This is a genomic window from Polaromonas sp. (assembly GCF_018780625.1).
Classification (GTDB): Bacteria; Pseudomonadota; Gammaproteobacteria; order Burkholderiales; family Burkholderiaceae_C; genus Polaromonas.
On sequence record NZ_JADMJK010000223.1, the window covers coordinates 1 to 12,687 of the forward strand.

Consider the following 12,687-nt stretch of genomic DNA (forward strand, 5'->3'; position numbering starts at 1 on the left):
CAGCTGGCGGCCATTCCGCTGATTGCCGCCAGCGCACCGGTCTGGGTGATTCTGGTGGCGGGTTTTTGCGTCAATCTGCGTTTTGTCGTGTTCAGCGCCCACCTGCGCAGCTATGTCATGCACCTGCCCCGCTCGGTGCGCCTGCTGGCCGGGTATTTGAGCACCGACATGACGTATGTCCTGTTTGTGCGCCGCTTTTCCCAGCCGCCGGTGGGCGCCGCGCAGCGCCAGGCGCAACTGGCCTATCTGGCCGGGAACGGCAGCCTGAACTGGCTGAGTTGGCAAGTGTCCAGCCTGCTGGGTATTGCCCTGGCGCAATGGATTCCGGTGTCCTGGGGTCTGGGTTTCGCCGGCATCCTGGCGCTGATCGGCATGAGCTGTTCGCTGGCCTCTACGCCCATGCGCCGCATTTCGGCCGGTGTCGCGGGCGCGGCGGCGGTGGCCGCGTTTGCACTGCCCTTCAAGCTCAACATCGTGGTGGCGATTGCGGCGGCGGTGGCGCTGTGCCTGATGCTGGAGTCGCCCGCGCCGCCCGACCGGAGACCGCACGCATGAGCAGCCCGGGCACAGACTGGTGGACGCTGGGCGTCATCGCGGGGCTGGCGGTGGTCACCGTGGTCACGCGCAGTTTCTTTTTCATCTCCAGCCGCCCCTGGCACCTGCCGCACTGGGCGCAGCGCGGCCTGCAGTACGCGCCGATTGCGGCGCTGGCGGCCGTCATTGCGCCCGAACTGGTCATGACGCAGGGGCAACTGATCGCCTCCTGGCAGGACGCGCGCATTTACGGTGCGGCGGCAGGTGCGGCGTTTTACTTCTGGCGCCGCGGTGCCGGGCAGGCCGTGCTGGGCACCATCGTGGTCGGCATGGCGGTGTATTTGCCGCTGCGCCTGGGGCTGGGCTGGTAGGGGCTCAAGCCTGCCCGCGAACAGTGGCGGGAAGTGAGCCTCCTACAATCGGGGCCAGTCTTTTTGGGAGTTGTTCATGAATTTCATCCGTTTTGCCGACCTCTGCGCCAGTGGCAAGGCCGCAGGCCAGCGCGTTTTCATCCGTGCCGACCTCAATGTGCCGCAGGACGCTAGCTGCGCCATCACCGAAGACACCCGCATCCGGGCCTCGATCCCCTGCATCCAGATGGCGCTCGATGCCGGCGCGGCCGTGATGGTGACGTCCCACCTGGGGCGCCCGGTGGAAGGCGCGTTCAAGTCGACCGACTCGCTGGCGCCGGTTGCCAGGCGCCTGGGCGAGTTGATGAATCGTGAGGTTCCGCTGGTGTCTGACTGGGTGGACGGCGTCAACGTGCAGCCCGGCCAGCTGGTGATGCTGGAAAACTGCCGCCTGAACAAGGGCGAAAAGAAAAACGACGAAGCGCTGGCCCGCAAGCTGGCCGCGCTGTGCGACATCTTTGTGCACGACGCGTTTGGCACCGCCCACCGCGCCGAAGCCTCGACCTACGGCATTGCGCAATACGCGCCTGTGGCCAGCGCCGGTCCGCTGCTGGCGGCCGAGATGGACGCGATTTCCAAAGCGCTGGCCAGCCCGCGCCGGCCACTGGTCGCCATCGTGGCAGGCAGCAAGGTCTCGACCAAGCTCAGCATCCTCAAGGCCCTGGCGGCCAACGTGGACCAGCTGATCGTGGGCGGCGGCATTGCCAACACCTTCATGCTGGCGGCCGGCCTGAACATCGGAAAAAGCCTGGCCGAAGCCGATTTGTTGCCTGAAGCCAAGGCGGTGATGGACGCCATGAAGGCGCGCGGCGCGGAAGTGCCGATTCCCACCGATGTGGTGTGCGCCAAGACCTTTGCCGCCGATGCGCCGGCTACCGTCAAACGGGCGACCGAGGTGGCCGACGACGACCTGATCCTGGACATTGGCCCCGAAACCACCGCCCGGCTGGCGGCGCAGCTGATGGCGGCCGGCACCATTGTCTGGAACGGCCCGGTCGGCGTGTTCGAGTTTGAGGCCTTTTCCAACGGCACCGAAGGCATTGCGCGCGCGATTGCCGCGAGCAGCGCGTTTTCGCTGGCCGGCGGCGGCGACACGCTGGCGGCCATTGCCAAATATGGCATTGAGTCGCAGGTGGACTACATCTCTACCGGCGGCGGCGCATTTCTGGAGATTCTTGAAGGCAAGACGCTGCCCGCGTTCGAAATCTTGCAGCAGCGGGCGGCTGGCTGAAGGTGCTGGGTCGGCTGCTGATGTGCTATAAAAATAATAGCTTCATGAGCCCGTGTTTTATGGGCTAGAAGCCTACTTTGATGTTAAAAAGGGTGCCGAGGCACCCTTTTTTCAGACCGGTTGCGTGCTGGCGGCGCGCCCTGCATAGTCGGTCCAGCAGCGGCGGCTGTAGTCGTAGAGTTTGCACTGGCGAGCCGTTTCAAAGTACCAGCGCCACGAAAACGGCTGAACCACGATGCGCTCGGGCAGCATGTGTTCGAGCTTGCTCTGCGCCTGCTTGAGCCGGTACAGCGGAATGCTCATGTCCACATGGTGCGCCGTGTGTTCCATGATGTGGTGCAGCACCGCGCCTATGCCCAGCGGAAAGGTCAGGTGCACGGTGGTCGAGACAAAGGGTTGCGCCTGGGACCAGGCGGCTTTGTCGTCGTGCCAGGACACCTTGACGTGCGTGTGATGCACATACACCACGAAGCCGATCATCGCGTTCCAGAACAAAAAGGGCAGTACAAAGCCGCTCAGCAGCACCGCCGCGACCGGCTGCGCCGTGGCCAGCGCGGCCGCCACCATCACGCCGGCCCACAGCACGGCAAAGGCCGACACCAGCAGGCAGTCCTTGATGAAAATCGGGCGGCGCGTGGGCATGTGCGCCCGGTTCGGAAAGAACATGCGGTTCCACCAGATCTCGATCATGTAGTACAGGCCCGGCGCCCAGCCGCTGCGGTAAACGCGGTCCCGCAGGCGCTGAAAGGGCGTGAGCGCCTGGTATTCGGTCTGCGTGAGCGGGGCCCAGACAAAATCCACGCCCTTGAGGTTGGTGTAGCCATGGTGAACCACGTTGTGGCCCACGTCCCACAGGCTGTAGGGCGTGAGGGACGGCAGGAAGGCGATGCGGCCCAGCCACTTGTTGAGCCTGCGGTGCGGCGTCAGGCTCTGGTGGCAGGCATCGTGGCCAATGATGAACAGGCGGCCGGTGACAAAGCCCGCGGCCAGGCCGCACAGCAGCTTGCCCCACACAGCGTCGACCAGCACGGTGCCGGCCAGCGCCGCCAGCAGCAGTGCGTAGTCGAACACCAGCAGCAGCAGCGCCCAGAGCGTGGTGCGGCTCGACAGGGGGATCAGCCACGCGCGCAGGGTCTTGCGGTGCGGCAGCGGCTGGTCGGCGGGAATGGGGGCGAGGGAAGCGGGCATGGGCGTGTAAGTGAAGGGGATGGCAACAGGGCCCGGAAAAGAGGCCAGGCCGCACCGCGCCGGCTTAGCCGGGCGCGGTGCAGACAACGAGCGAAATTCTAGGGGCAGCGGCCCGCACAAGTTCTGACCAGGATCAAACTTTTGCAAACCCGGATCCGAGCCGCCCCATGTTTTGGTACCCGGCCTGTAACCGGTTCCATGTAAGAATCAGAAAACAAATTACAAGGAGACCCTTCATGTCGCTTCGCGCCACCAAAATCGTTGCCACCCTCGGCCCTGCGTCCAGCGACCCCGTTTTGCTTGAAAAAATGATCCGTGCCGGTGTCAACGTGGTGCGGCTCAATTTCAGCCACGGCCAGGCGCAAGACCATGTGGACCGGGCGCAACTGGTGCGCGAAGTGGCCCAGCGCGCCGGCCGCGAGGTCGCCATCATGGCCGACCTGCAGGGCCCCAAGATCCGCGTCGGCAAGTTTGCCGAAGGCAAGGTGATGCTGGAGCCCGGCGAGCGCTTTGTGCTGGACGCGTCCCGCACCGAGCCGGGCGACATCAAGGGCGTGGGGCTGGACTACAAGGAACTGCCGCGCGATGTGAAGGCCGGCGACCTGCTGCTGCTCAACGACGGCCTGATCGTGCTGACCGTCGATGCCGTGCGTGGCGAGGAAGTCCACACCACCGTCAAGCTCGGCGGCGAGCTGTCCAACAACAAGGGCATCAACAAGCAGGGCGGCGGCCTGACCGCGCCGGCGCTGACGGCCAAGGACATGGAAGACATCAAGACGGCGATGAGCTTTCAGGCCGACTACGTCGCCGTGAGCTTCCCCAAAAACGCCACCGACATGGAGATGGCGCGCCAGCTGTGCAACGTGGCCGCCGCGCCCTACAAGCACAAGCCCGGCCTGATTGCCAAGATCGAGCGCGCCGAGGCGATTCCCAACCTTGAAGAAATCCTGCGCGTCAGCGACGGCATCATGGTGGCGCGCGGCGACCTGGCGGTCGAGGTCGGCAATGCCACGGTGCCGGCCCTGCAAAAACGCATGATCAAGATGGCCCGCGCCATGGACAAGGTCGTCATCACGGCGACCCAGATGATGGAAAGCATGATCCTGAACCCCGTGCCGACGCGCGCGGAAGTCAGCGACGTGGCCAACGCCGTGCTCGACGGCACCGACGCGGTGATGCTCAGCGCCGAGACCGCCGCCGGCAAGTACCCGCTGGAGACGATCGAGGAAATGGCCAAGATCTGCGAGGAGGCGGAAAAAGCCGAGTACAAGGAACTGGGCGCCGATTTCTCGGGCAAGACCTTCACCCGCATCGACCAGTCGATTGCCATGGGCGCCCTGTTCACGGCCCATCATTTGGGCGCCAAGGCGATTGTGGCGCTGACCGACAGCGGCTCCACCGCCCTGTGGATGAGCCGCCATGACATCCGCGCGCCCATTTACGCGCTGACCTCGCGCCTGGCCACGCAGCGCAAGATGGCGCTTTACCGCAACGTGCGGCCGCTGCTGCTGGACACCAGCGCCGACCGCGACACCGCGCTGGACCAGGCCGAAGGCCACTTGCTGCGCCGGGGCATCGTGCAAAGCGGCGACGTCTATGCCATCACCTGTGGCGAGCCGATGGGCGCCCCCGGCGGCACCAACATGCTCAAGATCTGCCGCGTGGCGTAACGGGCCAGGGCGCCGGTTCTGCGGTGGCGGGCGTCAGTGCTGGCGCGAACAAGCGCTTTCGTGCAATCCACTGGCTGACGCCCAGGTCCACCAGGCCAGCGGTGGCCCAGCACAACCACGCGGTCCAGAGCGTGTGGCTCATGTAGTGGGCGCCGCGCACCTGCTGCGCCAGGCCCATCACCAAACCGGCCGCCAGCGCGCCGGCCAGCCAGCGTCTGGCTGTTTGCGGCAAGCCACGGCGAAACACAAAAAAACCGCCCAAAAATGCAAAGCCGCCCGACGCGTGGCCGGCCGGGAAGCAGCCGCCGCTGCCGCCATCGCGCAGGCCCCAGGTCCAGTGCGATACATAAGTCGCCATGCCGCCAAACTCCTGCAAGTCCCAGGGGCAACTGCTGAGGCTGTGACGCTTGATGTTGGAGACCACGAGCAGCGCGATCAGCGTGGTCAGCGCCAACTGCGCCCGCCGCAGGCCCGGCAACTGCCTGAAGGCGCCGAGCGGCCGGGCCACGGCCACCAGCAAGCCCAGTTCCAGCAGCCATGGCAAGAGGTGGATGTCTTCATGCAAAACGCCGCGCCACAGCCAGTGGTGTTCCAGCGCAAAGCCGTTCGAAGTGCCAAACCAGTGCGCCATGGCCCGGTCAAGCCCCGAATAGTCCCAGGCCAGCAGCAGCAACAGGCTGCCCAGGGACCAGAACAGGAAAAAGCGGGCAGGCGCGCCCGGGCGCTGGGCCGGACTCATGAATGGAGGGGTTTCAACATGCCATGTGAAGGTAATCGGGTGGCCTTAAGCCAGGCTTAAGCGAGGAACATCGCTTCAATCGCCAGGCGCGCGCCAAGGAGCTTTGAACAAGACCGCCTTGCGTCACCCGGTAGAATGGGGGGTTCAAGTTACTTTGCGGTTACCGCCCCTGTCAGGCAGCGTTTGCGCTGTGCGGACCGCCGCCCATAACCCGCCTTTTAACCCGCCGTTGTTAGCAACGGTTCAACTTATCCGGGAAATTCACTCATGGCACTCGTTTCGATGCGCGAGCTGCTGGACCATGCGGCCGTCAACGGCTACGGCATTCCAGCTTTCAACGTCAACAACCTGGAGCAGGTCCAGGCCGTGATGGCCGCCGCCGACGAGGTCGGTGCGCCCGTCATCCTGCAAGCCAGCGCAGGCGCGCGCAAGTACGCGGGTGAAGCCTTCATCAAGCACCTGATCCTGGCGGCCGTTGAAGCCTACCCGCACATTCCGCTGGTGATGCACCAGGACCACGGCCAGAGCCCCGATGTCTGCCAGGGTGCCATCAACCTGGGCTTCAGCTCGGTGATGATGGACGGCTCGCTGGAAGCCGACGGCAAGACGATTGCCAGCTTCGAGTACAACGTCGAGGTCACCCGCAAGGTGGTCGAGATGGCCCACGCCACCGGCGTGTCGGTCGAGGGCGAACTCGGCTGCCTGGGCAGCCTGGAAACCATGCAAGGCGACAAGGAAGACGGCCACGGCACCGATGCCGTCATGACGCACGAGCAGCTGCTGACCGATCCCGAGGAAGCCGCCGAATTCGTCAAGCGCACCCAGCTCGACGCGCTGGCGATTGCCATCGGCACCAGCCACGGCGCCTACAAGTTCACCCGCAAGCCCACCGGCGACATCCTGGCCATCGAGCGCGTCAAGGAAATCCACCGCCGCATTCCCAACACCCACCTGGTGATGCACGGCTCGTCCAGCGTGCCGCAGGACCTGCTGGCCCGCATCAACCAGTACGGCGGTCACATGAAGGAAACCTACGGCGTGCCGGTCGAGGAAATCCAGAAAGCCATCCAGTTCGGCGTGCGCAAGATCAACATCGACACCGACATCCGACTGGCCATGACCGGCGCGGTGCGCAAGTTCCTGGCCGAGAACCCCGACAAGTTCGATGCCAGGGAGTGGCTTAAGCCTGCCCGCGAAGCCGCCAAGGCGATTTGCAAGCAGCGCTACATCGAGTTCGGCTGCGAAGGCCAGGCCAGCAAGATCAAGGGCCATAGCCTGTCCCTCGTGGCCGCCCAGTACGCCCGGGGCGAACTGGCGCAAGTCGTTCGTTAACCACGCGCCCGTGCCCGCCGCTTCGCCGGATTGGCGATAATTCAAAGCCCGTGGACTCCAGAGGAGTTGCGCGGGCTTTTTCACTTTTTACCCGTCTGACCACCATGACCGAAGCACTCCACACCTCTGCCCTGACTTCCCTGCCCCTGCTCGCGCGCGGCAAGGTGCGCGACAACTACGCCGTGGGCAAAGACCGGCTGCTGATGGTGGCCAGCGACCGCCTGAGCGCCTTTGACGTGATCCTGGGCGAGCCGATTCCCGGCAAGGGCGCCTTGCTCACGCAAATGGCGCTGTTCTGGTTTGGCAAACTGGGCCACATCTGCCCCAACCACCTGACCGGCGAGGCGCCCGAAAGCGTGGTCACCGCCGCAGAGTTGCCCCAGGTCGTTGGCCGCTCCATGCTGGTCAAGCGCCTCAAACCGATTCCGGTGGAAGCCGTGGTGCGCGGCTACCTGGCCGGCAGCGGCTGGCAGGAATACCAGCAAACCCAGTCGGTCTGCGGCGTCGCGCTGCCCGCCGGCCTGCAAAACGCCAGCAAGCTGCCCGAGCCCATCTTCACGCCTGCCGCCAAGGCCGAGGCCGGCGAGCACGACGAAAACATCAGCTACGAGCAGGTGGTCAAGGTCGTCGGCCCCGAACTGGCCGCGCAGATCAAAAAGCTCAGCATCGAGATCTACCAGGCCGCCGCCGCCTTTGCGCTGACCAAGGGCATCATCATTGCCGACACCAAGTTCGAGTTTGGCCTGGACGAGCAGGGCACGCTGACGCTGATGGACGAGGTGCTGACGCCTGATTCGTCGCGCTACTGGCCCGTCGAAGGCTATGAAGCGGCCTTTGCCGCAGGCCAGAACCCGCCCAGCTATGACAAGCAGTTTGTGCGCGACTGGCTGGAAGCCGTGCGCATCAACGGCAAACCCTGGGACAAGACCCCACCGGCGCCGCGCCTGCCGGAAGAAGTGATCGCCAAGACCGCCGCCAAGTACCAGGAGGCGATGGCGCGGCTGACGGCTTGAAAGGTTGGTTCTCCCCTGTCTCGGCTCACTTCGTGTAGCCGGAACCCCCTCAAGGGGGCAACACCTGCGGCCCGGCGAAGCCGGTTCCGCGGTGTTCCTCGGTGAAAACCTCAGCTCAGCACCACACTGCTCAAGCGCCGCCGATACGTCGCGACCACCGGGTCTTCCGGCGGAATCTGGCCGTCGGCCACCTTGGGTTTGGGCGTTTCCATGACGTCGAGGACGGCGATGCAGGTCTTGCGGGCCAGGCCGTCATTCCATGCCTTGTCGCGCATCAGGATCTCCAGCAACTCGTCAAGTGCCTCGGTCCAGCGCTGGCCGGCCATCAGCCAGCGGGCCTTGTCAAAGCGCGCGTCAAAATCCCGCTTGTTGGCGGCAATTTTTGAATCAAATCCGGCCTCGGCCACCGCTGCGTCTAGATGAGTAGCTGCAAAATCAATAGCATTCATCCAGCGCTGCAGCGAGTCAAAACGGCGCACCGTCGACGTCTGGGCAATCACCGGTGCAAACGCCACCTTGGCGTCGTCGTCGCGGCCCAGCGCCAGCAGCTGCCTGACATGGTCAAAGCGTGCGGTTTCGCTGGCCGGATCGGCCGCCACCGCCTGCTGCAGCCGGTCCAGCACGGCGTCGGGGCTGCTGTCCTCTTCCACGGCCGGCGCTTCGGGTTCGGGCTCGGCGGCTGGCGGCAGGTGCTTGTCCAGAAATTCCTTGACCTTGCCCTCGGGCAGGGCGCCGGTAAAGCCGTCCACCGGCTGGCCGTTCATCATCAGGATGCAGGTGGGAATGCTGCGAATGCCGAAGGCGGTGCCGATCTCCTGCTCCTGGTCGGAATCGATCTTGACCAGCTTGAAGCGTCCGGCGTAGTCGGCCTCGACTTTTTCAAGCACCGGGCCGAGCGACTTGCAGGGCCCGCACCACGGCGCCCAGAAGTCAATCAGCACGGGCTGCGTCATGGAAGCGGCAACGACTTCCTCTTCAAAATTGGCAACGGTGACATTGATCATGGTTTTTTTGAGATGGATTTTTTTAAAAGCAGTTTCAGGCGGAGCGCCGAGTGGTCAGGACGATAGCACGCAAGCCGGCGGCCCGAGCCCTTAAAATCTGACGTTTCCGGCGACCTGCCCCTACCCCCTACTTACCTCAAGGCCTTGAAGGCTCCCACTATGACGACAACAAACAATCCGCCTGCCCCCGTGGTCGGTGTGGTGATGGGCTCCAGCAGCGACTGGGAAACGATGCAGCATGCGGTGCAGATTTTGCAGCAATTTGGCGTGGCGCACGAGGCCCGCGTCGTGTCGGCCCACCGCATGCCTGACGACCTGTTTGCCTATGCGGAGGCCGCGTCTGGCCGGGGCCTGCAGGCCATCATTGCGGGTGCCGGCGGTGCCGCGCATCTGCCCGGCATGCTGGCCGCCAAAACCGTGGTGCCGGTGCTGGGCGTGCCGGTGGCCAGCAAGCATCTGCAGGGCGTCGATTCGCTGCACAGCATCGTGCAGATGCCCAAGGGCATTCCGGTTGCCACGTTTGCGATTGGCAATGCCGGCGCGGCCAATGCGGCGCTGTTCGCGGTGGCCATGCTGGCGCTGCACGACAAGGCACTGGCCGACCAGTTGCAGGCGTTTCGCACCGAGCAGACCGCCGCCGCACGCGCCATGACGCTGCCGCCCGTATGAGCGCGCCGTCCGGTTTGCCGGTTTTCCCGGGTACGGTGGACGCCGCCGGCCGGCCCGCCACGCTGGGCGTGATGGGCGGTGGCCAGCTGGGCCGCATGTTCGTGCATGCCGCGCAGCGCCTGGGTTACTTCACCGCCGTGCTCGACGCGGATCCGCACAGCCCGGCCGGCCTGGTCAGCCACCACCACATCCAGACCGGCTACAGCGATGCGCAGGGTCTGGCGCAACTGGCCGATTTGTGCGCGGCCATCACCACCGAATTTGAGAACGTGCCGTCTGCCGCATTGAACACGCTGGCCGTGCGCCGCCCGGTCGCGCCCGGCGCAGCCGCCGTGGCGATTGCGCAGGACCGCATCCAGGAAAAGTCGCATTTCACGGCCAGCGCTGGCGTGGCGGGCGTCACCTGCGCACCCTATGCCGTCATTGCATCGCCGGAGCAGCTCCAGGCCGTTCCCGCCGATCTGCTGCCCGGCATTTTGAAAACTGCCCGCATGGGTTACGACGGCAAGGGCCAGGCGCGCGTCAAAAACGCCGCCGAGCTGGCCGCGGCCTGGGCCGAGCTGAAGCAGGTGCCCTGCGTGCTTGAAAAGCTGCTGCCGCTCAAGGCTGAATGCTCGGTCATCGTGGCGCGTGGCTGGGACGGCGACATCGTCAGCTTTCCGCCGCAGCTCAACCTGCATGTCGACGGGATTCTGGCAGTGACCGAGGTTTATGAAGGAAATATGCCTCTGGCGCTTGCTGCACGGGCGCAAGAAGCTACCAAAGCCATAGCAAATCACATCGGCTACGTCGGCGTGCTGTGCGTCGAGTTCTTCGTGATCGACGACGGCAGCGAGCACGGCGCGCTGGTCGTCAACGAGATGGCGCCGCGCCCGCACAACAGCGGCCACTACACCATGGACGCCTGCGATGTGTCGCAGTTCGACCTGCAGGTGCATGCCATGGCCGGCCTGCCGCTGCCCGCGCCGCGCCAGCATTCGCCCGCCATCATGCTCAATCTGCTGGGCGACCTGTGGTTTGACGCTGCCGGTCAGCCCCGTACGCCCGACTGGCAGGCCGTGCTGGCCCTGCCCGGCGCGCACCTGCACCTGTATGGCAAAACCGACGCACGGCCGGGCCGCAAGATGGGCCACCTGACCTTCACGGGTGCCGATGTGGCCAGCGTGAAGGCCACGGCGCGCCAGGCCGCCCGGATTCTGGGCCTGCCGGGTTTTGAAAGCGCGCAATGATCCTGCCTGGCACCGACCCGCAGGCGATTCTTGAAGCAGCCCGCTGCATCCGGGCCGGCGGTCTGGTCGGCTTTCCGACCGAAACCGTCTACGGCCTGGGCGCCGATGCGTCCAGCGATGAAGCCGTGGCCGGCATTTTTGCCGCCAAGGACCGGCCCGCCGACCACCCGCTGATCGTGCATGTGGCCGATGCGGCGCAGGTGGCCGACTACGCCCGCAGCGTGCCGCCGTTTGCCGCGCGCTTGACGAAGGCCTTCTGGCCCGGGCCGCTGACGGTCATCTTGTCGCGCAGGGAAGGCGTGGCCGCCGCCGCGGCCGGGGGCCAGGATTCGATTGGCCTGCGCTGCCCGTCGCATCCGGTGGCGCTGGCTTTCCTGAAGGCATGCCTGGAATTGGGCGTCAGTGGCGTGGCCGGACCCAGCGCCAACCGCTTTGGCCGCGTCAGCCCGACCACGGCGCAGCATGTGGCCGAGGAGTTTGGCGATGCCTTGCTGGTGCTCGATGGCGGGCCGTGCGCGGTCGGCATCGAGTCCAGCATTGTCGACTGCACCCGGGGAAAGCCCGTGCTGCTGCGCCCCGGCGTGCTGACCCGCGCGCAGTTAGAGGCCGCCTGCGGCGAGCCGGTGCTGGACAAGGAGGACTTGCAGCCAGCGGGACACGCCCCGCGCGCGCCTGGCACGCTGGCCGCGCATTACGCGCCCAACGCCAAGGTGCGCCTGATGGACGCCAGCGCGATCCAGACCGCGCTCGATCTGCTGGGCGCCGATGCCGCCCACATTGCCGTCTATGCCCGCAGCGTGCTGCGCATCCCATCCGCCAAGGTGCTGTTTCGCCGCATGCCTGACGATGCGGTGGCCACCGCGCAGCAGCTGTTTGCCGTGCTGCGCGACTTCGACGACCAGGGCATCAAGCTGATCTGGGTTGAGCACCCGCCCGCCACCGCCGAATGGGACGGCGTGCGGGACCGGCTGGGGCGGGCCGCCGCAAGCTGAAGGGGTGTGCAGGCGAAAAAAAACCGCCCTGCGGCGGTTTTCTGGGAGCGCAGGGCGCCGGGGGGCCAGGGCTGGGGCTACAGGCCGCCCAGGTTCTGGATGGCGTCAATCACCATTCCGGTGCCGATGGCCAGCAGCAAGATGTCCGATCCGACACGCACATAGCGCTGTCCAGACGGTGGCGCGCCCAGCTGAATGATGACGGATTGCGGCACGCTGTAGTAGACGACATCACTAGGCAAAGCCCGGCCGACGTTCCACTTGCGGGCCTGTCCCGGCGGCATGCAGCCATTGTTTTTCTTCGCCAGTCCCGGTGGGCAGTTGCCCGCGCGGTATTGCTCGCCGTAGTAGGTGCGTACTGCCGTGCGCTGGGTGTCGTTGAAATAGCTCCCCACGCGAACCTGCGTGCCTTGCTGCCCTTGCGCAGACTTACCCGGCCGGTTCGACTGTGCCTGGCGGGGGGCAGCGTGCTCTTGCGTTTGCACAGACCGGCCCGGCTGGTCGTGCATTTGCTTTTGCTCGGACTTGCCCTGCTTGCCATTGCCCGCCCACTCCGGCTTTTCAGCCATGGCGCCGGCACCGGCCAGCAGGCCTGCGGCCAGGAACACCAGGGTGCGGCTCATGTTGAGTTCAGTGATTTTCATGTTTGGCCTTTTGGTGGCTTAAGGGAACGTGA

13 protein-coding genes are annotated in these 12,687 nt (G+C 65.5%); 9 read left to right on the forward strand and 4 right to left on the reverse strand.

Going from position 1 to position 12,687, the window contains the following annotated elements; translation table 11 throughout:
• From IV091_RS16005 to IV091_RS16015, 3 genes are all read left to right on the forward strand, one after another.
• Positions 1 to 555 (forward strand): AzlC family ABC transporter permease (locus IV091_RS16005; RefSeq protein ID WP_293470251.1); only part of this gene is annotated, 555 nt, incomplete at its 5' end.
• On the forward strand, positions 552 to 905 hold the full coding sequence (locus IV091_RS16010) for an AzlD domain-containing protein (protein WP_293470252.1): 354 nt from the start codon (positions 552 to 554) through the stop codon (positions 903 to 905). The genes IV091_RS16005 and IV091_RS16010, both read left to right, overlap by 4 nt.
• Before the next feature lie 76 nt (positions 906 to 981).
• Complete coding sequence (locus tag IV091_RS16015) at positions 982 to 2,175, forward strand: phosphoglycerate kinase (protein ID WP_293470253.1); 1,194 nt, start codon at positions 982 to 984, stop codon at positions 2,173 to 2,175.
• A gap of 111 nt (positions 2,176 to 2,286) precedes the next feature.
• Here IV091_RS16015 and IV091_RS16020 read toward each other — a convergent pair whose 3' ends face one another.
• Positions 2,287 to 3,363, reverse strand: a complete 1,077-nt coding sequence (locus IV091_RS16020; RefSeq protein ID WP_293470254.1) for a fatty acid desaturase — start codon at positions 3,361 to 3,363, stop codon at positions 2,287 to 2,289.
• Between the two features lie 236 nt (positions 3,364 to 3,599).
• Here IV091_RS16020 and pyk point away from each other — a divergent pair, with 236 nt between their 5' ends.
• Positions 3,600 to 5,033: a pyruvate kinase gene (gene pyk / locus IV091_RS16025; protein WP_293470255.1), complete on the forward strand. Its 1,434-nt coding sequence runs from the start codon at positions 3,600 to 3,602 to the stop codon at positions 5,031 to 5,033.
• Here the strand turns inward: pyk and IV091_RS16030 are convergent.
• Positions 5,011 to 5,772 (reverse strand): phosphatase PAP2 family protein, encoded by a 762-nt coding sequence (locus IV091_RS16030; RefSeq protein ID WP_293470256.1) that lies wholly within the window; start codon positions 5,770 to 5,772, stop codon positions 5,011 to 5,013. The genes pyk and IV091_RS16030 overlap by 23 nt on opposite strands.
• A 267-nt stretch (positions 5,773 to 6,039) precedes the next feature.
• Here IV091_RS16030 and fba point away from each other — a divergent pair, with 267 nt between their 5' ends.
• The gene (gene fba, locus IV091_RS16035) at positions 6,040 to 7,104 is read left to right on the forward strand and encodes a class II fructose-bisphosphate aldolase (protein ID WP_293470257.1); all 1,065 of its coding nucleotides are present in this window, start codon (positions 6,040 to 6,042) and stop codon (positions 7,102 to 7,104) included.
• Between the two features lie 104 nt (positions 7,105 to 7,208).
• The gene (locus tag IV091_RS16040; RefSeq protein WP_293470258.1) at positions 7,209 to 8,117 is read left to right on the forward strand and encodes a phosphoribosylaminoimidazolesuccinocarboxamide synthase; all 909 of its coding nucleotides are present in this window, start codon (positions 7,209 to 7,211) and stop codon (positions 8,115 to 8,117) included.
• A 110-nt stretch (positions 8,118 to 8,227) separates the two neighbouring features.
• Here IV091_RS16040 and trxA read toward each other — a convergent pair whose 3' ends face one another.
• Positions 8,228 to 9,121 (reverse strand): thioredoxin, encoded by an 894-nt coding sequence (gene trxA, locus IV091_RS16045; RefSeq protein ID WP_293470259.1) that lies wholly within the window; start codon positions 9,119 to 9,121, stop codon positions 8,228 to 8,230.
• A gap of 159 nt (positions 9,122 to 9,280) precedes the next feature.
• Between trxA and purE the strand changes: the two genes are divergently transcribed.
• Genes purE through IV091_RS16060 form a run of 3 tightly spaced genes read left to right on the forward strand, consistent with a single transcriptional unit; the run spans position 9,281 to position 12,011 of the window.
• On the forward strand, positions 9,281 to 9,790 hold the full coding sequence (purE, locus tag IV091_RS16050; RefSeq protein ID WP_293470260.1) for a 5-(carboxyamino)imidazole ribonucleotide mutase: 510 nt from the start codon (positions 9,281 to 9,283) through the stop codon (positions 9,788 to 9,790).
• A complete protein-coding gene (locus IV091_RS16055; RefSeq protein ID WP_293470261.1) occupies positions 9,787 to 11,019 on the forward strand; it encodes a 5-(carboxyamino)imidazole ribonucleotide synthase in 1,233 nt (410 codons plus the stop codon). Before purE ends, IV091_RS16055 begins: the two co-directional genes overlap by 4 nt.
• Positions 11,016 to 12,011 (forward strand): L-threonylcarbamoyladenylate synthase, encoded by a 996-nt coding sequence (locus IV091_RS16060; protein ID WP_293470262.1) that lies wholly within the window; start codon positions 11,016 to 11,018, stop codon positions 12,009 to 12,011. Before IV091_RS16055 ends, IV091_RS16060 begins: the two co-directional genes overlap by 4 nt.
• A 77-nt stretch (positions 12,012 to 12,088) precedes the next feature.
• Here the strand turns inward: IV091_RS16060 and IV091_RS16065 are convergent, their stop codons facing one another.
• Positions 12,089 to 12,655, reverse strand: coding sequence for an RcnB family protein (locus IV091_RS16065; protein ID WP_293470263.1), 567 nt, complete (start codon positions 12,653 to 12,655; stop codon positions 12,089 to 12,091).
• Positions 12,656 to 12,687 lie beyond the last annotated feature (32 nt).